This is a genomic window from Acinetobacter proteolyticus (assembly GCF_000367945.1).
Classification (GTDB): Bacteria; Pseudomonadota; Gammaproteobacteria; order Pseudomonadales; family Moraxellaceae; genus Acinetobacter; species Acinetobacter proteolyticus.
The window spans coordinates 110,842-135,504 of record NZ_KB849177.1; the positions used below are offsets into that span (position 1 = coordinate 110,842).

The window sequence follows — 24,663 nt, forward strand, 5'->3', positions numbered from 1 at the left end:
AAGCATCAGCCGCCTTTATATTGAAAGATTCTCTGTGTTTTAATGCTTCTATTTTCAGTTTTGACCATTTATCTAAAAATGCCTAGAAATTGGCATTTTTTTGACGTTTTTTTATTGTTTGTTTTCATTTTACATGTTTAAATGTTCGTTATTGAACAATAATGAAAATTTGCGGTGACTTATGCAAACTTCTCCTCAGTCTAACGACAAAATTTATGACCTTGCTGTCATTGGTGGTGGTATCAACGGTGTTGGTATTGCAGCAGATGCTTCAGGTCGTGGCTTATCTGTATTCCTCTGTGAAAAAGATGATTTGGCCAGCCATACCTCTTCTGCAAGCAGTAAGTTGATTCATGGTGGTTTGCGTTATCTTGAACATAAGGAATTCCGCTTAGTACGTGAAGCGCTGGCTGAGCGTGAAGTGTTGTTGGCGAAAGCACCGCATATTATTCGTCCCATGCGTTTTATCATGCCGCATCGTCCACATCTGCGCCCAGCATGGTTGATTCGTACAGGTTTATTCTTTTACGATCACTTGGGTAAACGTGAAAAGTTATTGGGTTCGAACAACGTTTACTTTAAAGAAGACAGTCCATTAAATGCAGCAATTACACGTGGTTTTGAATATTCAGACTGCGCGGTGGATGACTCGCGTTTGGTGGTGTTGAATGCCATGCACGCCCGTGAAAAAGGGGCTGACATTGTGACGTGCACCCGTTGCTTATCCGCACAACGCCAAGGTCAATACTGGATTGTGGATTTGGAAAATGCACAAGGCCAATTCCAGATCAAAGCCAAGGCTTTGGTCAATGCTGCTGGGCCTTGGGTGGCACAATTTATTAAGCAAGATTTACAGCTTAAATCACCGTATGGCATTCGTTTGATTCAAGGCAGTCATATCATTGTGCCGAAGCTTTATGAAGGTGATAAAGCCTTTATCATGCAGAATGATGACCGTCGTATTGTGTTCGCGATTCCATATTTAGATCAATACACCATGATTGGTACCACAGATCGTGAGTATCAAGGTGATCCTGCACAAGTAAAAATCACCCAAGAAGAAATTGATTACTTGATTGAAGTCAGTAATGCACACTTCAAAAATCAGTTAACCCAAGCTGATATTATTTCGACTTTTGCAGGTGTGCGTCCATTGTGTGATGATGAATCAGACAATCCATCTGCAATTACCCGTGATTATACTTTGGCTTTATCGCAAGAATCGGAAGATCAAGCCCCATTACTGTCTGTGTTTGGCGGTAAGTTAACCACGTATCGTAAGTTAGCAGAATCTGCCATGCAGCAGTTAAAAGCATTTTTCCCAGAAATGAAAGGCAGTTGGACAGCGACAGAAGCCTTACCGGGTGGCGAAAATATGGCATCAGCTGAGCAGTTGGCAAAAGAAATCCGTGCACAAGTGACGGATACATCTGAAGCGTTGGCAAAACGTTGGGCATCTGCTTATGGTTCACGTATTTGGAATATTTTAGGAGAGGCAACTTCTGTTGCACAGCTTGGACAACATTTTGGACAAGGTTTGTATGCCAAAGAAGTGGATTATTTATGCCGCTTTGAGTGGGTCACGACCAGCCAAGATATTTTGTGGAGACGTTCAAAGCTTGGTCTCAATTTTACGCCAACTGAAATCGAAAGCTTAGATGTGTATTTAGCAAATAAACCAAATAGCACGGTTGCTGCTTAAAAATTCTCAATAAAAAAGCCCCTTTGAATAAGGGGCTTTTTTTATGGGTCTTCATTAGTACTTAAAGCGGAATGCAACGGTGTAATTTGCAGGTGCTCCGTAGAAGGCTTGTCCATCGGTAAAGCTGTTTAAATATTTTTTATCAGTTACGTTATTAGCGTTGGCCTGAATACTGAGATTTGGACTAAGGTCATAGCTTGCCATTAAATTCAGCAAGGCATAATCACTTTGTTTGAGATAAGTGTTATAACTTGGATCAAAACGGGTGATTTTACTTTGCCATTTTAGACCTGCACCAACTTTCAATTTTGGTAGCTGAGTAGGGGAGTAGGTCGTTAATAGATTAAAGCTTTGTGTTGGATTATAGGTTCTTGCAGCACCGCCATTCTTTAGATCTTGCAGGCTAAACTGGGTATAGCCGAGTGAAACATTGACTTGATCTGTTAATTGTCCAGCCAAGCCAACTTCTAAACCTTGTGAACGTAAATCACTAATGGCTGAAGTACGGTTAAGTGGATGGCTATCTGTTGGACGTAGTGGATAATTATTTTCCTCGGTTCTAAATACAGCCAGTGTCCCAGTGAGTTTGTTATCTAGCCATGAGCTTTTAAACCCAACTTCATAGCTTTTACCTTCAATTGGATCCGCAACTTTACCTGTTTTTTCATCGACTGCAGTTTGTGGTCGGAAAATCGAGGTGTAGCTCATATAACCAGTATATTCCGGGGTGAAGTTGTAGGTGATACCTGCATATGGGGAAACTTTGCTTTCATCATAAACCATGGGCGCATCGTAACTTGTACCTTCACTTTTGGCTTTTACATAGTTTGCCCCTAAGGTAACTTTTAGATCATCGTTAAGGTGAAGGCGTGTTGCTGCATAAACCGATTGGTTACGTTGTGTATAGTCTGCGGTCTGAGAAAAATTAGACCAAGTGACATTGTTGGGGGTCCAACTTGCCCAATCTGTTGTGTAAGGAACATTATCAGTATAGTTAATATTACTATCATGCAAGGTCCCATTTTTTGCATGATCATTCTGATGGCTGTTTGAGAAGGAATAGCCGATGATTGCTTCATGCTCTTGATTGAACAGGTCAAATTTGCCTTGTAGATTTAAATCGGCCGTATGTAGTTTATTATTTTCTAAAAAGCCGCTTGGTGTTAGGGAAATACCTGAGCCATCAGCATTTGGATAGCCATAGTAGTAGAGCAGTTGGCTTTTACGATCTTTCTCATTGTAGTTGTAGCTTAGGTTGGCAGACCAAGTTTCTGATAATTTTTGTTTTAACTCAAAAAACGCATTACGTGAAGTGTTGTCCCAATAGGCCCAATCGGGGTTTGGATTGTAAGAGCGATCATAATTGATTTGTTTGCCCGAAGAATCCATTAACGGTAACGCACCCCAGTTATTAGCATTGGGTTTATTTTTTTCTTGGCTGGCACCAATAGTTAGTAAGGTATTGTCTCCAAGATCAGCTTCTAAAATTCCTGCAATGCCATTTTTCTCAGAACTATAGCGGTCTAAGTTTGAATTGCCTGTTTGTTGAAAACCAGAAACACGGCCGCGAACAGTACCGTTTGGTAATAGGCTACCCGAGGCATCTGCCTCATAACGTTGTGTATCCCATGAGCCATAGCTTAAGCCAGCATTGGCTTGAAACTCTTTGGTGGGGCGTTTACGGATATAGTTAATGGTTGCGCTTGGATCACCAAAAGCATTGGTTAGAGCATCTGCACCTTTAATGACTTCAATGCGATCATAAAAGTAGCTGTCTGGATTGGTGTCATTATAATTCCATTCACTTGATGGAAAACCAACTCCATCAACCAGAATGTTTGAAATTTCAAAACCACGTGCCATATACACAGAGCGTTCAGTTTCAAGTGAGTTTACGGTCACACCAGGGGTATTGTTGAGTACATCTCGAGAACTGGTAAGGCCAAAATCTTCAATTTGTTGGCGTGTCACTACATTGATAGTTTGAGGGATTTCTTTGGCTTCAATATCGAGTTTGGTGGCGCTTGAACTATTTTTAATGGTATATGCTTTAGTTTGTTCACTGGTATTGCTATCTGGCGAGGCTTGAACTTTGATGGTTGGGAGTTGTTGTGATCCTTCCTCAAGTGCATGGCTATATGAGCTGATACTGACTAATGTGGAGATTGCTAAAAAAAGGGGAGTGCGTTTGAACAGCGTGGAAGAACTCATGTCTACAACCATGTAAATGAGAAATATTATTATTACAATTATTGTTAATATTCGTTAACTTTGCAATTTATTTCGTCCAAAGCTTAATGGGAATACCTAGCGTGGGGTGGAGGATTGATAGGAATTTTCGAAAATTGGACATTAAAAAAGGCCGCCGTAGCGACCTGTGATCAGTTATGTCCAGTCAAATGTAAATAGGACACGTCGAGTTTCGGGTTGGTAAAACATCAAGATATTGTCGGCACCATGATTGCAATACTCCCAACCCGATGCTGAGGCAATGAAATAATAAGGTCGTTGTTGTTGATCAAAGATGTGTACAAAACAGTTGTCATCTTGTTCAATATTTTTCAATTGAAGTTGCTCTCCGATTGGATAGCACCAGTTACCATAATTTGCGTCACCACCCAATTGATTGAGTAAGATGGCGGGTTTGTTATTTTGATACTTGACATCAGAGGTGCTAATTACTCTTTTTTGTTCTAAGAAACGTTGTTTAACCTGTTGAAAATCTTCATGCATTTTTTGGCTATGATCCAAAACGTCAGCATATGAAGCGTGATTGCTATTTTCTAGAATAAAATAGTGTTGATCAGCCAACCAATGATATTGAGACTGCTCATCCAGCTGTAAAATAAACCAATTTTCATGTGCAAATTCATTATAGAACTCAGCAGTTTCTGAGCCAATGTAACACTCATAGGGTTCAATTGGATTGACTAAATGAATCCAGCCTTGCCATTCGGGATTGATCTGGGTAAGGTCAATCGAAATGAGGGGGAGTAAATGTTTTGCAAGAAAAGAATCTTGGGCTGCAAAAACAGTGTTTGGGTCTGGGAGTAATTTTAAAAAATCCTGTGCGGTTGTAATCTCTTGTTGCATAGCTTTTCCTGTTTAAATTAAGATGTGGCTCTAGCGTATTTTTAACTTAGTTTTGCTGACACATTAAAATTTTAATCTGTTCATCTGCATTGGATGAAAATTACTTTTAAGGCTGTTAGTTTATTATAGTTTTGCAATGTAAGATGACAAAAAAGGCCGCCGAAGCGACCTTTTTATGTCAATTATGATTAAGCAGATTTAACAGCTGCTAATAATTCATTTTGACGATCTTTAAGTGCTTGAGGTAAGCGAGCGCCAAGTTTAGTGAATAACTCAGTGTGGCTTTCAAGCTCTTTGATCCATTGATCTTTATCTTGAGCTGTAACGGTGTTGAATTGCTCTTTAGAGAAATCAATACCATTCCAGTTCAATTGTTCATAAGTTGGCACAAAACCGATTGGTGTTTCAGTTGCTTCTGCACGGCCTTCACAACGATCAATGATCCACTCAAGAACACGCATGTTTTGACCGAAACCAGGCCATACGAAGTTGCCTTCAGCATCACGACGGAACCAGTTTACGTTGAAGATTTTTGGTAATTTATTACCAGCAGCTTCAGCTTTCGCGCCTACTTTTTTGCCCATGTCTAACCAGTGACCGAAGTAATCAGCCATGTTATAACCCGCAAATGGAAGCATTGCGAATGGGTCACGACGAACGATACCTTGTTGGCCAACCGCTGCCGCAGTTGTTTCAGAACCCATCGTTGCTGCTTTATAAACGCCATCAACCCAGTCAAATGCTTCAGAAACTAAAGGCACTGTATCTGCACGGCGACCACCGAAGATGAATGCAGAGATTGGTACACCTGCTGGATTTTCCCAGTCAGCGTCAATCGAAGGACATTGACCCGCAGAAACAGTAAAGCGTGAGTTAGGATGCGCTGCTTTTTCGCCTTCAACGTATGGTTGGCCTTTCCAAGTGATTAAGTCAGCTGGAACTTCTTTAGTAAGACCTTCCCACCATACTTCGCCATCTTTGGTTACTGCAACGTTGGTATAAATCACATCTTTATGCATGGTTGCGATGCAGTTCGGATTAGTTTTGGTATTTGTACCAGGTGCAACACCGAAGAAACCAGCTTCTGGATTGATTGCATATAAGCGACCATCTTCACCTGGTTTGATCCAAGCGATATCGTCACCTACAGTTTCAATCTTCCAGCCTTCGTAACCTGCTGGTGGAATTAACATAGCAAAGTTTGTTTTACCACATGCAGAAGGGAATGCTGCTGCGATGTAGTGTTTTTCACCTTGTGGGTTAGTCACACCTAGGATTAGCATGTGTTCAGCTAACCAACCTTGCTCGCGACCCATTGCAGAAGCAATACGTAATGCTAAGCATTTTTTGCCTAGTAGTGCATTGCCGCCGTAACCAGAACCATAAGACCAGATTTCACGCGTTTCTGGATAGTGAACGATATATTTTTCGTTATTACATGGCCAAGCAACATCTTTCTCGCCATCTTTAAGTGGCGCAGCAACAGTGTGTACACATGGGATAAACTCGCCATCTGTACCTAACACGTCATAAACGGCTTTGCCCATACGTGCCATTTTCGTCATGCTGACAGCAACGTAAGGTGAATCTGTTAACTCAATACCGATGTGAGCAATGTGGCTTCCTAAAGGACCCATCGAGAAGGGAACCACATACATGGTACGGCCTTCCATTGCACCGTCAAATAATCCATTTAATTTTGCGCGCATCTCAGCAGGAGCAACCCAGTTATTGGTTGCGCCAGCATCTTCTTGATTTTGAGAGCAGATATAAGTGCGATCTTCAACACGAGCAACGTCAGAAGGGTCAGAATTTGCAAGATAAGAACCAGGATGTTTTTCTTGGTTGAGTTTCTGCATGGTGCCGTTAGCGATCATCAAGTCCATTAGACGTTGATATTCCTCTTCGCTTCCGTCACACCATTCGATTTTTGCTGGTTTGGTCAATTTTGCAATTTCTTCCACCCATGCAATAAGCTTAGGGTGACGAACGAATTCTGGTGCGTTCACTTGGGTCATGGTGATGCCTTTTTAAAGTGTGTACAACGTACAAATTCTATCTACTGGATGGCAGTAAGACAGATGAAGTAAAAAAAGTGGCTGTATTAAAGCATAAAATCATAAAAAATATAAGACTAAAGAATAGGTCCGACTCTTCGTGTGGAAATGCATATTTAATTACAAGGCATTGTTTTTTATATATTTGATTATTTTATATTTTACTATTTTGTATATTTATATATGTTATTTTTGTTGTAAATCATGATGTAAAACAATGGCTTGAATTTATTTTTAATTTTATGAGAATTGTTATTGATTATATGAATGAAGCTCATTCAAAATTTACATAAACAAGCTTTTATTTGTTGATTTTGTAAACAAAAATATGCATATGATCTGTCTTAAGGTTGTGATTCATGGCTCAAAATATAAAGCCTTTATCGATTATTTATAATCAAAAATCAGGTTTTCATGCAGCTCAACAAGATGAAGAATATGAGCGTCTCATGACTTTTTGGACCCAATATGGATTCGAAATTCAGGTTTTTGAACTTAATTCTCAAGTTGATTTTGATGACCTGATGACAACCGTTCTGGCTCGGCATCAGCAGTCAGAACATAAAGGGGTTGTGGTTGCGGCAGGAGGCGATGGAACGTTAAATGCTGTTGCAAAAAAACTGCTGCATAGTGATATAGCAATGGGAATTATGCCATTAGGGACATTTAACTATGTGGCTCGGGCATTAAATATTCCAATCGATGTTGCTCAGGCCGCAAAGGTGATTGCGACTGGAGCAATACAAGAAGTCCATGTTGCTGCAATCAATGATCAGATTTATCTCAACAATGCGAGTCTGGGCTTATATCCTTTATTTATAAAAAAACGGGAACGCTATAATCAACGTTTTGGACGATTCCCATTGAATGCGTATACATCGGGTTTGGATGTATTACTGCGTGAACATAAATCCTTAAAACTTGCGGTCACTATTGATGAGCAGCGCTATCCGGTTGCGACACCTTTGGTTTTTTTTGGCAATAATCAATTGCAACTGAGTGATATGAAATTAAGGATTGCAGAATGTGCTGCACATGGAAAGTTAGCAGGGGTCGTCGTTGCCAAAAGTGATCGTCTCAGTTTAATGAAAATGCTATGGAAATTAGTTCAGGGTAAAATTGATCAAGCTTCTGATGTGTATTCATTTTGTGCCGAACATATACAGGTGAACTGTAAAAAGCCAAAATTAACAGTGGCAATAGATGGAGAGCTTATGGAGATGGACACCCCATTAAAATTTTCAGTTAAAAAATCAGCGTTAAAAGTGATGGTTCCGAATGCTGTTACATCTGTCTGATTTGCATTTCGGTACTGAACGTGAAGGTTGCATTCAAGCAATAAAACAATTTTGCCAACAGCATCGCCCAGAAGCCATCGTGGTGAGTGGGGATTTGACGCAGCGTGCGCGTTTTAAGCAGTTTTATGCATGTCGACAATTTCTAGATGCGCTCAATCTTCCTTATATTGTTGTGCCAGGTAATCATGATATTCCGCTGTATCATGTCTGGAATCGTTTTTTCTCTCCCTTTGTTCGTTATCAGGCATTTTTTGGTCGCTTAGAAACAACCTTGGAAACAGCGCATTTTTATATTGTTGGAATGAATAGTATTCGGCGACGCTATCATACGCGGGGACACATTTCGCTGGATCAAATTCATGAGACCTATGAAAAGCTAAATCATGCGCCTGCGAATAAAATAAAATTGGTGGTTTTCCATCAGCCTTTTTATACCTTTCCGAATGAGCATGGGGATAAAGACTGTCCTGTGCTTGGAAAAATCGCATTAGAACGCTGGGGTGCAACCGGTTTATTTGGTCTATTACATGGGCATTTACATAAAGTTGCTGTACATGATTTAAATCAAATCTTTCAGTTGGGATTTGATCACCCAATTTTAGATATCCATGCTGGGACCGCGACTTCAAACCGATTACGCTTTGGATTAACCAATAGTTTTAATGTAATTTCAGATGATGGAAAGATTGAGCATTATTGGTTTGATGAGAAAGAACAGATCTTTGTTCCATCTTAAAGTGTTGTTTAATTCAGCAGCTTTGGGTGTTGTGTTTAAAAAAACATCTAATAAGTAGAATTTTTTTTCTTTTCCCCCTTGAAGCTATTTTTTTCAACCCCACAAAAGTGGCATATCAAAATTTTATGTATTGCCATGAATTGGCGATACACATTAATCAAAAAGACTAAGTCTGATGGAGTTAACTATGAGCAACATTCGTCCATTACATGATCGTGTTGTGATTCGTCGCGTAGAAGAAGAAACTAAAACGGCTGGTGGTATTTTACTTCCAGGTTCTGCTGCTGAAAAACCATCGCAAGGTGAAGTAATCGCAGTAGGTAATGGTCAAATCACTGACAATGGCGTTCGCGCTTTAGACGTTAAAGTTGGCGACAAAGTATTGTTTGGTACTTATGCGGGTACAACAGTAAAAGTAAGTGGTGAAGAACTCTTGATCATGAAAGAGTCAGACATCTTAGCGGTACTTGAAGGCTAATCGGCACATAACTCACAAATTATCAGATACAGTAATTTAAAAAGATTCGGAGTTTCACATGTCAGCTAAAGACGTAAAATTTGGTGATTCAGCTCGCTCAAAAATGATTGCAGGTGTAAACGTACTTGCAGATGCAGTAAAAGTAACTTTAGGCCCTAAAGGCCGTAACGTTGTGATCGACCGTTCTTTCGGTGCACCGCACATCACTAAAGATGGTGTAACAGTTGCGAAAGAAATTTCATTAAAAGACAAGTTTGAAAACATGGGTGCTCAACTTGTTCGTGAAGTTTCTTCTAAAACCAATGACATCGCAGGTGACGGTACAACAACTGCAACTGTACTTGCTCAAGCAATCTTAAATGAAGGGATCAAATCTGTAACTGCAGGTATGAACCCAATGGATTTAAAACGTGGTATCGACATCGCAGTAAAAACAGTTGTTGAAAATATCCGTGCCAATGCAAAACCTGCTGATGACTTCAAAGCAATTGAACAAGTGGGTTCGATCTCTGCGAACTCAGACACAACTGTAGGTAAGTTGATTGCGCAAGCAATGGAAAAAGTCGGTAAAGAAGGTGTTATCACTGTAGAAGAAGGTTCTGGCTTCGAAGACGCGTTAGACGTTGTAGAAGGGATGCAGTTCGACCGTGGTTATATCTCTCCATACTTCGCGAACAAACAAGATACTTTGACTGCTGAACTTGAAAATCCATTCATTCTTCTTGTTGATAAAAAAATCAGCAATATCCGTGAATTGATTACCGTATTAGAAGCAGTTGCTAAAACTGGTAAACCACTTCTTATCATCGCTGAAGATGTTGAAGGCGAAGCGCTTGCGACTCTTGTGGTGAACAACATGCGCGGTATTATCAAAGTATGTGCGGTGAAAGCCCCAGGTTTTGGTGACCGTCGTAAAGCAATGCTTCAGGACATCGCGATCTTGACTGGCGCGACTGTGATTTCTGAAGAAGTCGGTATGTCTTTAGAGCAAGCTTCTCTTCAAGATTTAGGTACAGCGCACAAAATCACTGTATCTAAAGAAAACACTGTGATTGTTGATGGTGCAGGTAATGCTGAGCAAATCGCTGAACGTGTTCAACAGATCCGTGCGCAAATCGAAGAATCTACTTCTGAATATGACAAAGAAAAACTTCAAGAACGCGTTGCTAAATTAGCAGGCGGTGTTGCAGTCATCAAAATTGGTGCGGCTACTGAAGTTGAAATGAAAGAGAAGAAAGACCGTGTTGACGATGCGCTTCACGCTACTCGTGCAGCGGTTGAAGAAGGTGTTGTTGCAGGTGGTGGTGTTGCGCTGGTACGTGCGGTTAACGTGTTAGATAACTTAAAAGGTGCTAACGAAGATCAAACTGCGGGTATCAACATTTTACGCCGTGCGATTGAAGCGCCACTTCGTCAAATCGTTTCGAATGCAGGTGATGAGCCTTCAGTTGTGATCAATGCAGTTAAAGCGGGCGAAGGTAACTTTGGTTATAACGCTGCAACTGGCGAATATGGCGATATGTTAGAAATGGGTATTCTTGACCCTGCTAAAGTAACGCGTTCTGCCCTTGAACACGCCGCATCTGTTGCTGGTTTGATGTTGACCACAGAATGTATGATTACTGATATTCCAGAAGATAAACCTGCTGCTCCAGATATGGGCGGTATGGGTGGTATGGGCGGTATGATGTAATTCATCTACGTCTAGATCAAAAAAATCCCTGCATATGCAGGGATTTTTTTATTTAAACATTAAAGATTATAATAGTTGATAATTTATGACATTCTTCGTCTGGTGTGTAGATTTAAGATTAATTTAATATATTATAATAAGAGCTAAATTAAAGCAGAGTAAATATATACATAACAACTATAATATTTTTTATTTTAAATGAAGTTTTAGTTGATTAAAAATTATGTTTTTCGAAATGGACTTTTTTAGGTGGAGAATTTTATGATGAGTTTTAATAAGCTAGGAGATTTTGAATTATATCCAGTCATTGAGGTTAAAGAGTTGTATAAGTATAAAATAAATTATTTTAAGCTAGTAGAAGAATTGAATTTATTAAAGAAAGAAAATGAAGCACTTAAGCTCTATATTGTGAAAATCGTTAATCAAGATTTTATTGCTGATTAGTATCAATTAATGCATTAATTAATTCATAGACCAGTTGTTTTTGCTTTGGGGAGAGTTGTGCAAATTTTTCAGGTAAGTCTTGCTGTACAAGTTGTATACCTGAATAAACCATTTCTGGATGCTGAATTTCTTGTGTTGCATTACCAAAACGTAACCATTGACTAGATACTTCTAACCATGCTGCTAAAAGTTGTAGTTTATCTTGGCTAGGAATAGCGAGACCTAACAACCAATTATTTGCAGTCTGAACACTAATAGATTTGCCACTATACCGTAAATTAAATTCTCGAGCTAACCAAGTGGGACTCGTTTTAGCCCATGAGTGGTTTAAGAGAGCTTCTTTTAGTCGCTGACTAAAAGCCGATTTTTCATTTATTTCTTGCATAAAAATTTATAGGCCTTATTGCCGATCCCAAAAAATATCATTTAGAACCAGAAAATTATAAACCTTATTTTGTTTTTATGCTTAATCACAAGATCGATTTTATTGAGCTTTTTGTAGTATGTAAAAAAAAGAGCAAGGAAGGAAAAATAATTTATCAAATTTTGATTGATAAAATTATAAAGTGAAACTAGAATTATTTGTTGAGGGAATCCTAATTAACAAATTATTTCAAAAATATTATAAGAAGTTGTTTTTAAATAGGAAATCTCAAAAAAATTAAAATGGAGAGATGGAAATGAGTTCAGATTTGAAAAAAACATCAATTGCATTGGCTGTAGCCGCTGTATCTGGAATGGCATTAGCTGCACCAGTGCAATTAACTGAGACAAAAACAGATACGGTATTAAATAATGATTATCAACAAACTGTAGGTACAGAGGACTCTGATCAACAAGCAGGCCGTTATACTTCTGAAAAAGATATTATTATGGAAGGAACGAAACAGGTTGGAGTACTTGTTAGCCAAACTTCACCTGTTGTAAATGGGCCAGAAACACAAGTTGGTGGTATTAATTATCGCAATTATACCTATCAGGAAATTCGGAAAGGCCTTTTAGAAACGCGTAATGATCAGGACGCAACGACCACGCAAAATGGCATAACCACAAATTCAACGAGCTGGGAAGATACACTTACAACAGGTAATGTTACGCGGACTGCAAATACCCGCGTTCAACTTGACAAAACGACAAATACAACAACAGAAATTGTCGCTACTACTGAACGTCTAGATGATACTGGATTTGCATTTGCAGCAGACGATGTAGGCACTGTTATTGGTGCACATACGGAAAGTAATACAGGCGTACTTGAAGATGTAACATATGCAGCAACAGATGAACGTATAAGCTCTAATAAGTATTCAACTACAAGCTCTAATTTAACAACAGAAGCAAAACTAGGAGCGGATGGGAAGCCTATTTCTGGGCAAACGATTCGTGTTGGTACAGTCGAATCTCAATTCAGTCAAAATAATGTCGATTATCAATCTACATCAGATTCAGCAACAGGTGTGGTCACTAGTAAAAATACAGATGGCATGTTGTCTAGTGGTGAGCAAAGTTGGTCAGATCATACGGTTTCTACTGATTATCAGCATCAAAATAATGATCCAACAAAAGATGTTGTTGCCTTTAATCTAAGTGCGGATAAAAAGTCAGTTATAGAGTCTACAGTTGATACCAATAAATCAACTTTCAATTCTAAAACCATTGATTATGATGATGTAAATGTAGCTGGTCTTGATTATACCAATGAATTTAAGGTATCAGTTGATAATTCAAAAGAAAGTGTATTGGATGGTTTTATTGAGCTTGATAAAAGTTCATCTGAATGGAGTGAAACACAATTTAATCAGGCCGCTTTAGGAACAAGTAATGCATTAGATTATATAGTTAGTAATAAACTTTCTACGGAAAGTAAAACTCGTGATTTCTTGGTAAATAAAAATAATGAGATTGTATTGGCTGATAACAAGCCAATAATAAATACGGAAACTGTCGAAAAAATGACAGGTGAATCTTATGAATCTGTTTATCAGCCAACGCGTTATGTATCTGGAGATAAGAAAGGGCAGCCAGTTGAAATTCAGACAGGCAGAGATCCCGCTAGAAGTACTAACATTGCTGAGTCTGTTGTTAAAGGTACGACAACCAAAGTTGTTACGCACAAACAAGATAATGATTTTCAAGAGCACTGGAATACAACATGGGAAGATTCAGCGAAATATGCGCGTAATCATCAAGAAAATATTGAAGTAGATCGTGATCTTACTGCTGCCGCTGCAATTGATAATAAATTCATAAGCAAAATTACAGGTGTCTCTGTTGTTAAAACAGCAGAAGAAGAAGACTTTAAAATCGGCACTGTTGCAGTAGATGTTAGTGGTAATAAATTTACTGCAGAAGATGTTCATAGCTGGAAAGATGCGGACGGTAAAGATCATTATTATGTTGTGATTGGACAAGATGCAGATGGTCATGACATTCGCAGTCAAGTTAGCTTTAAAACAGGTAAACCATTAGAAACAAAAACAGCTGAGTTGCAAACTATAACCACAGAACTTCAGTCAGCTAAACGGACTGATACAGTGACGATGGGGCAAGAGGTGGCATATCATACCAATGACAAGACAGCTTGGGATGATAAAGAAACTTCAAAAGACAGTACTAAGGTATATCGTGTAGATAAAGGTAGTATTGAAACTGATGTTAAAGTTTATTCTGTAGGAAAAAATGCACTGCATCATGAGAAAACTGAAACAAAATCGGGAGAGACGGTAAATACTAATTTTGAAGAATTAGATGGTAATATTGTCTTTAATGAGGGTAAACCAGTTGTAAATACAGTTGATTTTGACAAATGGGCAAGCCAACAGACTGATCGATTATTCCAAGATGATCAAGACAAAGTACGTGAAAATATTTCTACCTCAGCTTATGAGGGTAAATCTACAGATGCTAGTGGAGCAGTTCAGAGCAGTTGGAATGGTCACGATAATATAACAACAGTTGATTATGCGAAAGATAGAGAATTCGCAAAAACGGTTGTGAAAGACAGTGCTGATGAACTTAGCTCAAGTGCTATAACAATGAATGTTGGTCACAATTATAATGATACTGCTAAAGCAAATATTAACAGTAATACATTACGTGATAATGGAACGGTAGATAGTGGTTTAGCCGTATCTAATGCCAAAGATGCTAATATTATTGTAGATATTAAGGATAATAGAACCAATAAAGAAGATATCAAGGTTTATCAAGACGGTGGTCTCAAGGCATTAGAAAGTACGGCAGCGAAGACAAATGTTCAAACGATCACTTATGCTGACGGCACTACAGGTATAGTCAAAGGTATTGGTAATGAAGATTCTACAGTAACTTTGTTTAATAAAGGAAAAGCAGAAAAATACCGTGAAGCGGTGAAGACATCTGTTACTGAAAATACAGGTAAAACCTTCAAAAAAGATGAAGATGGCGACATTGTTTTAGCAGAAGGTCAGCCTATTGAATCTGGTACAAGTAGCATTAAAACTACAGCTAAAACGACAGAAAACCTGTACCAAATTGGTCAAGAACGCTTATCTGATACTGCGACGATAACTCATATTGTGAATAACGCATCAAATATTGATGGTTCTGCTCGCAATGATGTGAAAAATACAACAACTGAAGAAATTGTATATCGTGCAGATCAACAAGATGGTAAAGCCTCCGAAGAAAACTTTACTGCATCACGTGAGCTAAATGTTATTCATGCAGATCAGACAGGATTTAAATACACAGAGAACAACCAAGCCAATACTGTTACAAATAAAACAGAAATGGGGCTGATTGCAGCGAATGATGTAAAACAAGCATCTAAATCTGAATATACTGAATCACTTTCTGCAGCTGGAAAAGATACAGTCAGTATTACGCGTGGTACTGAAACAGTAAATCGAACCGACTATAGTGTTAAGGGTACTGTTTATGGCTCTGAAACGATAACTACTGGTGATGGAACAAAAACTACAATTGCAAAAAAGGAAACGAATGAACTTGATAAGTTCGGTACCTTTGATTCGTCTACATTGAGTCGTACAGAAACAAAAGTTGCAGCAGATCAAGCTACGACAAGTACAACGGAAACACGTATAGATGCAGTAAATGGTGTAGTTTTAGCTGCAACTCAAACCAATACCGATACATCAGGGCAATCAACAACGACTGAGCAGAAAACTACAGTTGGTGCTGGTCATGTGACAACCAATCACCTTGTTGCTGATCGTATTACTTTACAGGGTAAAGATTTACAAGGTGAAATTAATCGTCTGGATAGTCGCGCAGATCAATTGAATCGCCGTGTTGATGATGTGCAAAAAACAGCTTATCGCGGTATTGCTATAGCATTGGCGGCTCAGCAAGCTGTCCCGAATATTCAAGCAGGTCAAGTGGCTGTGTTTGGTGGCGTAGGTCATTATGAAGGTGAAACAGCTGGATCAATTGGTGTTGTTACATCTTTCACGGACCGTGTTTCAGCAAGTGGTGCTTTAGGTTTCGCAGGTGGAAGTGAATTTGGTGGGCGAGTCGGAGTTGCTTACTTATTTGGAGGTAAGTAATAAATAATCGAGAGTAAAATAATAAGAATAATGAAGAAAATCTGGGACGGATATCAATTGGCTAGCATTCGTCCTAGATGTTCTTCACACAGGTCTTGGCTTTGGAGATTGTCTTTTTAGCCTGAAGGCAATCTTTTTTAACGGAATAAAATAATCATCCATGTAAAGAAAATAATCGCCAAAGAAACAAATTGAGCAGCACTGCCCATATCTTTGGCATTTTTAGACAACGGATTCTTTTCCAAAGAAACACGGTCAACGACCGCTTCAATCGCTGAGTTAAACAGTTCCACAATAATCGCCAATAAGCAGACCGCAACCATCAGGGCTTGTTCAACAGCAGAGACATGGACAAAAAAACTCAGTGGAATCAGAATAATATTCAGCAATAAAACTTGTCGGAAGGCGGCTTCATAACGGAAAGCTGCTTTAAATCCCGCAACAGAATAGCCTGTTGCATTGAGAATCCGTTTAATACCATTTTTGCCTTTATAGGGAGAATATTGCGTCATTACGATTTAGGAATGTTAGAAAGCTCTAGTATAAAAGCAAAGATGTTGCAGTAAATTGGCAATATGTCGCATGCATGTACGAACATCAGACTTTTTCTGTCATTTAATCGATGGCATGTTGTATTTATGAATTGTCAATTACGATCGCGCTAAGGATAATAAGCTGAGATCTATAGAAGGACATTTCTGCATGAAAATTATCGCTGATGAAAATTTAGCATTTACCGATTATTTCTTTGCGGAATTTGCAGAAATACAGCACCGGGCAGGGCGTACCCTGACCCATGCGGATGTACAGGATGCCGATGCACTTTTAGTTCGTTCTGTTACCAAAGTAAACCATGCCTTAATTGATCAGAGTAAAATTAAGTTTGTAGGCAGTGCCACTATTGGAACCGATCATCTTGATATTCAAGCCTTAGAACAACAACATATTAAGTGGAGTAATGCCGCGGGTTGTAATGCGCAAGCTGTTGCAGAATATGTGATTACCGCGTTATTACATTTAGACATCAATCTTTTGGAAAAAAATAAAGCTTTCACCTTAGCCATTGTTGGTTTAGGAAATGTCGGCAGCCGTCTTGCCGTGATGGCACAGCTGCTTGGTTGGAATGTAATTGGCTATGATCCTTATGTGCAGCTTGCAGGGATTGAAAATGTGAGCTTCGATGAATTGTTAAAACGTGCCGATGCCATTTCAATTCATGTGCCTTTAACCTTGTCAGGTGATTTCCCGACGCAACATTTATTTGATGCAGCTGCTTTGGCTGCAATGAAACCCTCTGCTATTTTAATTAATAGTGCACGTGGGCCTGTGATTGAACAGGCTGCATTAATGGCAGATATTATCGCGACGCAGCGTCAAGTGGTACTCGATGTATTTGAGTTTGAACCTGAGATTCCTGAGCAATTGCTGAATGTATTGGCATTAGCAACCCCACATATTGCGGGTTATAGTCTGGAAGGCAAGGCCAGAGGCACACAGATGATCTATGAGTCTTTTTGCAATACCTTTAAATATCAGGCATCAAAGCGATTTGAAAGCCAATTGCCAAGCGTAGAGCAGTATTTTGAGCAGCAAGATTTAAAAACGGTGCTTAAACAACATCTGACTCAGATTTATGATATTGCTGCCGATGATCAGCAACTGCGTGCGTGTGTACAGGCGGGCAAGGTTGAACAAACAGCATTTGATTTACTCCGCAAAAATTATCCTTTACGCCGTGAGTGGGCTGCACACGGTGGACCAAAAGCATGAGCCAAGCAATGAAAACTTACCAACCGACCTGTTCAATTGATGCTTTAATAGCGCGTGCAGAGATGTACAGCAAGATTCGTCAGTTTTTTGCTCTGCGACAAGTGCTAGAAGTAGAGACCCCGATTTTGTCACAGGCGGGTGTGACGGATGTGCATTTGGCTTCAGTACAGGTACAGCGTCATATTCATGGCAAGTTAAATACCCAGTATTTACAGACCTCGCCTGAATTTCCAATGAAACGTTTATTGGCCAGTGGTAGTGGTGCGATTTATCAAATCTGTAAAGTATTTCGTGATGATGAGCATGGGCGTAAGCATAATAGTGAATTTACCATGCTGGAATGGTATCGACCAGGATTAGACTTAAAGGGCTTGATGTATGAAACTGCGGATCTGTTAGAAACCTGTTTAGCACATCGTTTTGGTGATATTCGTCCAATTGTTCTCAGTTATAAGCATGCTTTTCAGGATCGTTTGGATATTAATCCTTTGCAAGCGAGCTTAAAACAACTCAAAGATACAGCCAATCGTGTAGGTTTGAATCTTGATTTGGGCGATGATCGCTTGGCTTATATGGACTTGTTGTTTTCGCACTTTGTGGAACCTAGTCTGGGCTTCGATGCGCCGGTATTTTTGACCGATTTTCCACCTGAAATGGCATCACTGGCAAAAGTAAAACAGGATGAGGATGGTGAATCCGTTGCAGCACGTTTTGAGGTGTATATTGAAGGTTTAGAGCTGGCAAATGCCTACGATGAGTTATTAGATGCTGAGGTTCTAGCATCTCGTTTTGAGGCAGATAATGCAGAGCGTGCAAAGCAAGGGTTGGCGGTGATTCCAACGGATCAGCATTTATTGGCAGCTTTACCCCATATGCCTGAATGTTCGGGTATTGCTTTGGGCATTGACCGTTTGCTGATGGTATCGATGAATCAAGTTAAAATTGACCAAGTGATTGCATTCCCTGCAGAGATTGCCTAAGACTTTTGTTGCAATGTTTATAAAAATTGCATCAGCAATTGAATCAGTTCACTTTGTCGGTGCGTTTTGGTTTTTTTGAAAATAGATTGCAAGTGTTTCTTTACAGTATCGGCTTGAATCTCATGTGACAACGCAATTTCTTTGGTGGTTTTGCCCTCAAGCAATTGCTCACATATTTTATGTTCGACAGGTGTAAACATAAACAGTTGTGCACAGATGTCTTTCTGATATTTTGGTTTATGTTTGAGTCCAGAAAAGGTGGCCAGCAATACTGGACGAAGACCAAAAATCTTATGAGTTTTATCAGGACTAAGCAAATCCAAGGTTAAGAATAAATGTTGATCAAGCAAAATGATTTTAGACCGTTCATGATGTGTCTGTTCTGGATTGTTTTTATAATGGCGTTCGAGCTCAATCAGGTTTTGATCAAACTGAATTTGTCGGTCCTCACTGAAAATAAAGCGACGTTGTTGGATGTGGATATGAGGATTATTTTTCAGTAATTGCTCAGCTTCACCATTAATTTCTAAGATATCTCCATTGAGATTAATAATGGCAATAGGTTGCTTCATTTTTTGGATCAACTGTGACCCAAGTAAGGTCATGGTGGAGTATTCAAAATGATGGCGATATTGTTGAATCTTTTGTTGCACGATGGGCAAGATCTCATAAATCGGTTGAAGTTCGCTACAACTTAAAGCACCACGCTCAGGACTGGTGAGAAAGGCCAATAATACACAGACTTTATGATCGTAAATAATTTGAATGGCAGAGCAAAAGCGTAGATTCAGCGGTTGCAGTACACGTTGATAGACTTGAGTTTGAATAATTTCATGTTCTTGAAAATGTTGAGTGCAATGCATCCATCCCTTCATTGGCCCTAAAAGCATTTTCTTTAAACGCGGGTCATCATCTATGGCCAAGCGGATTTGGGTGAGAGCCGCTTGTTCAAGTTGATTAGAGTCTAAATTCACACCGTGATGGACGCTGAAAGAGAGTGCTTGTACTCCAAGGTCAACAGCCAATAGTTGCGAAGCTTGTACATCAAAATAGTGATTCAGTTGTTCTAAGAAAATCATCCAATCATCAGCATGCTGAACTTTATTCAAGATGTCTACGACTGGGCTGTATTGGCTTAGAGTCATCTAAAATCCCATCGAAAAATAGAATATATTCCATATAGTTTATATGGATTTTAACTAAATGAAATTATTAAATTAAAAAATGTGACTTCTTACGCGATTATCAGATGAAATGAGTTTAAAGTTAAACAAACTTTGAGTGAAATATGCCTAAACACAATAGCAGGTTTAGGCATCTGAGGATTTAACAGCGTCCTTTTTTGGCTTGTCCTGGAGGGCAGAAATCACCACGACCATCATGATGGTTGTCTGGATCAACAATGACGCTGCCATGCGGGGTATGTACGGCGCAAGCTGATAAGCTGAAGGTAAGTAACGTGCTGAAGCAGAGCAGTATTATTTTCATCCTTGCATCCTATTGTTATTGCTTTCCCCTCTACTGTAAATCGATCAGTCGGTTTCAGCTAGCAGAATGATGCAGGTTTTTAACAGAGATTTGTATCATTCGGCTATACGTAAAACGGTTCTAAATCCGACATGCGTTGCCGCCAAGTCAAATTCTTGTGGATAGCGACTACTATTTCGATAGCGGGCACAAAAGTTAGAGGCACATAAAAAAGAACCACCTTTAAGTACATATTGTGTTGCGGTGCCGTTTTGTTGACGCAGTTCTGTATAATTACCCATGTGTTGATCATGTGCACCCTGATAAACAGATGAGGTCCACTCCCAGACATTGCCAATCATATCGAATAGCTTAAAGGCATTGGCGGGATAGCAGCCGACAGGTGCGACACTTTGAAAATGATCTTCAGCCGTATTATTGAAAGGAAATTCACCTTGCCAATAATTGGCTTGTGGATGTTGATGGGCATCCTGTGGTGCTTGGTGTAAAGGAGTGTCGGTTTTCGAACCTGCTTTGGCGGCATATTCCCATTCTTGCTCTGTAGGTAAATCCCGACCCAACCAAACGGCATAATGTTCAGCATCATTTTTAGTGACATAGCGAACTGGCTCAGAGGGAAGAGGGGCTTGACCTGCTGCACCATTGGGTTTTTTCCAAGTGTAATCTGCTTTCAGCTGCCACCATTGTTTGGGGGTGTTCGCATCAGGCGAAAATACCGCCGCCTGCTTTTGTTTTTCCGCATCGGTGATATAACCTGTTGCTTTGACAAAACTGGAGAATTGGGCAACTGTCACTTCGGTTTGATCAATCCAGAAGCCAGCCACTTGCCGCTGTGCTTGACCGAAATTCAATTCATCGGGGTAGGCTAAGTTTGATCCCAATTGAAACGAGCCTTTAGGAATCCACACCATTCCAGCGGTTTTACTGTTTTGCCATTCTTCGGGTAAACCAGAATACTGTTGGCATTGCTGTAATGAACCCAGTGGAGTCTCGGTGCTGTTTTGTGTATGTGGATGAGTGGCAGCAGGCTTAACTTTGCTACAGCCTGTCACGAGGGACAGGCTGCTCAGTGAAATTAAAAAGCATACCCACTTCATTTAAGGTTGTATTCCTTAACACCATTTTGCTGGGTGTATTGGTTATACACATTTACCAGCTCCTGTAACTTGGCAGGATTATCTTGAGCAAGGTTTTGCGTTTCACCTCGATCATTTTTGAGGTTATACAATTCCCATGCACCTGTTCCTAGTTCTGATTTACCTTGTAATGCAATTTTCCAGTCTCCTTGGCGTGCATATTTACTGCCATGTAATTCATCGGCAAAACTAAAGTTAACGGGGCGAATGGCTAGGGTTTTATTTTCGAGCACAGGTTTCCAAGAATAGCCGCTTGGTGTGTTGATTTGACGACCTTTGTATTGACCTTGTGGGATGGCAATATTGGCATAGTCGAGCACGGTTGGGAACACATCCAAGACTGAGGCAAACCCATGATGCGTGGCTTGAGCTTTGGTTTGATAAGGGAGCTTCACAATTGCAGGCGCTGTGGTTGCGCCTTCACCTGCAGTGTCTTTCCAGAGGTGGAAGGGTGCAGCACTGACTTCTGCCCAACGTGGTCCGACATAGTGATAAGAGCTTGATGTCCCCACGTTATTCACGCCGTTGTCAAAACCTGACTCAGCTCCATAATTGCCACGAATAAAACCTTCTGCGCCATTATCGGAAACAAAGAAAATTAAAGTGTTGTCATATAAGTTATTACGTTTTAGATACTGAATCACTCGACCAATATTGGCATCCAGATTTTCGACCATACCTGCGTAGATTTCCATTCTACGGGCTTCAAGCGCTTTTTGCTCGGTTGAAAGCTCATTCCACTTAGCATATTTTTGTGGTGCATTTTGTGTTGCGATTGGTTCAGCTGCTTTAAAATTTGCTGGAATTAATCCAAGTTGTTTTTGACGAGCAATCCGCGCATCGCGAATCACATCATAGCCAGCATCATAAACACCACGATAACGATCACGATATTCAGCTGGTGCTTGTAACGGCCAATGTGGCGCGGTGTAAGCGGCATAAGCAAAGAACGGTTTACCTGAGTTTTTACCTGATTCTAGATAGCTGATCAGTTTGTCGGTGAAGTAGTTGGTGGAGAAGAAATCATCAGGTAAGGATGAAATCGGCACTTGTTTGCCGTCTTCGGTATACGTCGCATTACGCTTATAGGCAGCTGGGGCTTGTTTAAAATGTAGGTCTAGGCCTTGCAATAGCGTAAATGAATGATCAAACCCTTTGGCATGTGCGTTGGTTGCATCGGTTAAACCCAAGTGCCATTTGCCACTGATATAGGTTCGATAACCATTATCTTTGAGGACTTCGGCTATAGAGAGTGAACGCTCATTTAAATAGCCCTCATAACCGGGTTGACCTTTTAGATGCTCAGGCGTGAGTTCAGCCATTGCCCCAATACCCGCTAAATGGTGGTCAGTCCCCGAAATCAATTGTGAGCGTGTTGGCGAGCAGGTTGGTGCAGTATGATAATCCGTTAAAATGCGGCCTGTTCGAGTCAGTTCATCAATATTTGGGGTATGAATTTCACCACCAAAAGCCCCTAAGTCTGAATAGCCTAAGTCATCTGCCATGATGAATAAAATGTTAGGTTGTTTCTTGGTTTCAACCACAGTGTTGGAATTATCAGAATCATTATTACTGCAAGCTGAAATTGACAAACTAAATAATGCAATTGAAAGCGTGCTTAGGAGGCTGTTACGAGACATGCGAGTCGACTTAATTTTATAGAAGAATTAGGGCGAGTTTAGAGAGATGATTTTTATGATAAAAATAATTAAAATTTGATTGTTAATCTAAAAAAAAGAAAAGCCCCAATGCAGGGGCTTATTTCTGAGATGATTTAAAATGGGATTTTGGTGAGTTGATTCAAGAAATGTGGAATGACCCGTGGCTCTAAAATGATAGTGACCACCACACCATAAGCGGCCCCCCAGAGATGCGCGCTGTGATTAATATTACTATTGCCGCGTTTGCCTGACCAAATGCTATAGGCCACATATAAAATCGCAAAAATAATCGCAGGAACCGGGATAAAGAACACGAAGATCAAGTTCCAAGGCTGGAACAGAATATAAGCAAACAAGACTGCTGAAACTGCACCAGAAGCACCTAAGCTTGCCCATCGTGCATCATGACGATGTTTCAAATAGCTTGGTAAAATCGCAACAATCAGTCCGCCCAAATAGAACAAAACAAAGCCCATGTCATAGAAAAACTGACGATAGAAGCTTTCAATGATATTGCCGAAAAAAAACAGCGTAATCATATTGAACAGGAGATGCGTACCATCGGCATGAATAAAGCCATGCGTGATAAAACGATCATATTGTCCACGCTGCATTGCGGGAGGCCAGAAAATTAAACGGTTCATCACCGCCTGATTGGAGAAGGCCAATAAGGAAATTGCAACGGTAATAATGATCAGAGTCACAGTGTGACCAAAGGGTAGATGTAACATATAGGTTTTAAATTGATCAGTGTCTAAGCAATAATGCCATTAAAAACTTAATAAACAATGATCTTGCATAGAATTCCTACAAAAATGGTTGATTTTTTTTAATTACCCTCCATCTTCGGTTAATATAACGACATCAGCTTGAGGATTATTGTTATGTCGACTGAGAACACCAACACTGCTGTCGCAGAAGAAATTCCAAACCTTTTAATTACTCCCTCTGCACAAGAGTATTTAGGTGATTTATTAGCAAAGCAAAATACCCCAGGAATTGGCGTTCGTGTTTTTGTAGAGCATCCTGGTACTCCACGTGCTGAATGTTGTATGGCATATAGTGCACCTGAAGAAGTGGTGCCGACAGACTATAAACAGGATTATCCTAATTTTCCTGCTTATGTTGATGCGCCATCAATTCCGTATTTGGTTGATGCGGTGATTGACTACAATAAAGATCGTTTTGGTGGTCAATTAACCTTCCGCGCACCAAACTCGAAAGTGCCACGTGTAGGGCCAGACGCTTCAATTGAAGAACGCATTACCTATGTCTTGCAATCTGAAATTAATCCAGGTCTAGAAGGGCATGGTGGTAATTGTAGTTTGGTAGAAGTGAATAATGATCCAGAACATGGTTTAACTGCTGTATTGAAATTCGGTGGTGGTTGCCAAGGTTGTTCTGCGATTGATGTGACCTTAAAGCAAGGTGTAGAAACCACGTTAAGACAACATGTGCCAGAGTTGCAGCGTGTAGTGGACCAAACCGATCATACGCAAGCAGAAGGCGCTTATTTCAAATAATTGCTGGAAAATTAACGTAATAAAAAAAGTCCTTTTGAGGGCTTTTTTTATTGTTTA

At 39.9% G+C, this 24,663-nt stretch carries 20 protein-coding genes; 10 read left to right on the forward strand and 10 right to left on the reverse strand.

The genetic code is table 11. From position 1 onward, the window contains the following. Nucleotides 1-181 precede the first annotated feature (181 nt). Nucleotides 182-1,702 (forward strand): glycerol-3-phosphate dehydrogenase, encoded by a 1,521-nt coding sequence (gene glpD / locus F993_RS19025; protein WP_004652023.1) that lies wholly within the window; start codon nucleotides 182-184, stop codon nucleotides 1,700-1,702. A 54-nt stretch (nucleotides 1,703-1,756) separates the two neighbouring features. Here the strand turns inward: glpD and F993_RS19020 are convergent, their stop codons facing one another. The 3 genes from F993_RS19020 to F993_RS19010 form a co-directional block, all read right to left on the reverse strand. Continuing rightward, nucleotides 1,757-3,925: a TonB-dependent siderophore receptor gene (locus F993_RS19020; protein WP_004652024.1), complete on the reverse strand. Its 2,169-nt coding sequence runs from the start codon at nucleotides 3,923-3,925 to the stop codon at nucleotides 1,757-1,759. Nucleotides 3,926-4,087: 162 nt separating this feature from the next. Further along, nucleotides 4,088-4,795 carry a hypothetical protein gene (locus F993_RS19015; RefSeq protein WP_004652025.1) on the reverse strand — a complete coding sequence of 236 codons (708 nt, stop codon included), beginning with the start codon at nucleotides 4,793-4,795 and terminating at the stop codon, nucleotides 4,088-4,090. Nucleotides 4,796-4,983: 188 nt separating this feature from the next. After that, on the reverse strand, nucleotides 4,984-6,813 hold the full coding sequence (locus F993_RS19010; RefSeq protein WP_004652026.1) for a phosphoenolpyruvate carboxykinase (GTP): 1,830 nt from the start codon (nucleotides 6,811-6,813) through the stop codon (nucleotides 4,984-4,986). A gap of 398 nt (nucleotides 6,814-7,211) precedes the next feature. Here F993_RS19010 and F993_RS19005 point away from each other — a divergent pair, with 398 nt between their 5' ends. From F993_RS19005 to F993_RS18985, 5 genes are all read left to right on the forward strand, one after another. After that, on the forward strand, nucleotides 7,212-8,150 hold the full coding sequence (locus F993_RS19005; protein ID WP_004652027.1) for a diacylglycerol/lipid kinase family protein: 939 nt from the start codon (nucleotides 7,212-7,214) through the stop codon (nucleotides 8,148-8,150). Then, nucleotides 8,131-8,886 (forward strand): metallophosphoesterase family protein, encoded by a 756-nt coding sequence (locus tag F993_RS19000; protein WP_004652029.1) that lies wholly within the window; start codon nucleotides 8,131-8,133, stop codon nucleotides 8,884-8,886. Before F993_RS19005 ends, F993_RS19000 begins: the two co-directional genes overlap by 20 nt. Nucleotides 8,887-9,073: 187 nt before the next feature. Further along, nucleotides 9,074-9,364 carry a co-chaperone GroES gene (locus F993_RS18995; RefSeq protein ID WP_004652030.1) on the forward strand — a complete coding sequence of 97 codons (291 nt, stop codon included), beginning with the start codon at nucleotides 9,074-9,076 and terminating at the stop codon, nucleotides 9,362-9,364. A gap of 58 nt (nucleotides 9,365-9,422) precedes the next feature. Next, on the forward strand, nucleotides 9,423-11,057 hold the full coding sequence (gene groL / locus F993_RS18990; protein WP_004652031.1) for a chaperonin GroEL: 1,635 nt from the start codon (nucleotides 9,423-9,425) through the stop codon (nucleotides 11,055-11,057). 261 nt (nucleotides 11,058-11,318) lie between these two features. After that, nucleotides 11,319-11,501, forward strand: a complete 183-nt coding sequence (locus tag F993_RS18985) for a hypothetical protein (RefSeq protein ID WP_004652032.1) — start codon at nucleotides 11,319-11,321, stop codon at nucleotides 11,499-11,501. Here F993_RS18985 and F993_RS18980 read toward each other — a convergent pair. Then, a complete protein-coding gene (locus F993_RS18980; RefSeq protein ID WP_004652033.1) occupies nucleotides 11,488-11,886 on the reverse strand; it encodes a hypothetical protein in 399 nt (132 codons plus the stop codon). The genes F993_RS18985 and F993_RS18980 overlap by 14 nt on opposite strands. A 295-nt stretch (nucleotides 11,887-12,181) precedes the next feature. On the opposite strand from F993_RS18980, the gene F993_RS18975 reads away from it, so the two are divergent. Then, complete coding sequence (locus tag F993_RS18975) at nucleotides 12,182-16,048, forward strand: YadA C-terminal domain-containing protein (RefSeq protein WP_004652035.1); 3,867 nt, start codon at nucleotides 12,182-12,184, stop codon at nucleotides 16,046-16,048. A gap of 137 nt (nucleotides 16,049-16,185) precedes the next feature. Here the strand turns inward: F993_RS18975 and F993_RS18970 are convergent, their stop codons facing one another. After that, the gene (locus F993_RS18970) at nucleotides 16,186-16,560 is read right to left on the reverse strand and encodes a diacylglycerol kinase (RefSeq protein ID WP_004652036.1); all 375 of its coding nucleotides are present in this window, start codon (nucleotides 16,558-16,560) and stop codon (nucleotides 16,186-16,188) included. 190 nt (nucleotides 16,561-16,750) lie between these two features. On the opposite strand from F993_RS18970, the gene F993_RS18965 reads away from it, so the two are divergent. Then, nucleotides 16,751-17,818, forward strand: a complete 1,068-nt coding sequence (locus F993_RS18965; protein WP_004652037.1) for a 4-phosphoerythronate dehydrogenase — start codon at nucleotides 16,751-16,753, stop codon at nucleotides 17,816-17,818. Further along, entirely contained in the window at nucleotides 17,815-18,798 is a 984-nt protein-coding gene (epmA, locus tag F993_RS18960) for an EF-P lysine aminoacylase EpmA (protein WP_004652038.1), read from the forward strand. The genes F993_RS18965 and epmA overlap by 4 nt, the downstream gene beginning before the upstream one ends. A gap of 17 nt (nucleotides 18,799-18,815) precedes the next feature. Here the strand turns inward: epmA and F993_RS18955 are convergent, their stop codons facing one another. From F993_RS18955 to F993_RS18940, 5 genes are all read right to left on the reverse strand, one after another. Beyond that, nucleotides 18,816-19,943, reverse strand: coding sequence for a helix-turn-helix transcriptional regulator (locus tag F993_RS18955; protein WP_004652039.1), 1,128 nt, complete (start codon nucleotides 19,941-19,943; stop codon nucleotides 18,816-18,818). A gap of 181 nt (nucleotides 19,944-20,124) precedes the next feature. After that, nucleotides 20,125-20,286, reverse strand: coding sequence for a hypothetical protein (locus tag F993_RS20870; protein ID WP_085942719.1), 162 nt, complete (start codon nucleotides 20,284-20,286; stop codon nucleotides 20,125-20,127). Nucleotides 20,287-20,381: 95 nt separating this feature from the next. After that, nucleotides 20,382-21,383, reverse strand: coding sequence for an SUMF1/EgtB/PvdO family nonheme iron enzyme (locus F993_RS18950; RefSeq protein ID WP_004652040.1), 1,002 nt, complete (start codon nucleotides 21,381-21,383; stop codon nucleotides 20,382-20,384). After that, on the reverse strand, nucleotides 21,380-23,062 hold the full coding sequence (locus tag F993_RS18945) for an arylsulfatase (RefSeq protein WP_004652041.1): 1,683 nt from the start codon (nucleotides 23,060-23,062) through the stop codon (nucleotides 21,380-21,382). Before F993_RS18945 ends, F993_RS18950 begins: the two co-directional genes overlap by 4 nt. A gap of 134 nt (nucleotides 23,063-23,196) precedes the next feature. Then, nucleotides 23,197-23,814 carry a rhomboid family intramembrane serine protease gene (locus F993_RS18940; protein ID WP_004652042.1) on the reverse strand — a complete coding sequence of 206 codons (618 nt, stop codon included), beginning with the start codon at nucleotides 23,812-23,814 and terminating at the stop codon, nucleotides 23,197-23,199. A 153-nt stretch (nucleotides 23,815-23,967) separates the two neighbouring features. On the opposite strand from F993_RS18940, the gene nfuA reads away from it, so the two are divergent. Next, nucleotides 23,968-24,606 carry a Fe-S biogenesis protein NfuA gene (gene nfuA, locus F993_RS18935; protein ID WP_004652044.1) on the forward strand — a complete coding sequence of 213 codons (639 nt, stop codon included), beginning with the start codon at nucleotides 23,968-23,970 and terminating at the stop codon, nucleotides 24,604-24,606. Nucleotides 24,607-24,663: the final 57 nt, after the last annotated feature.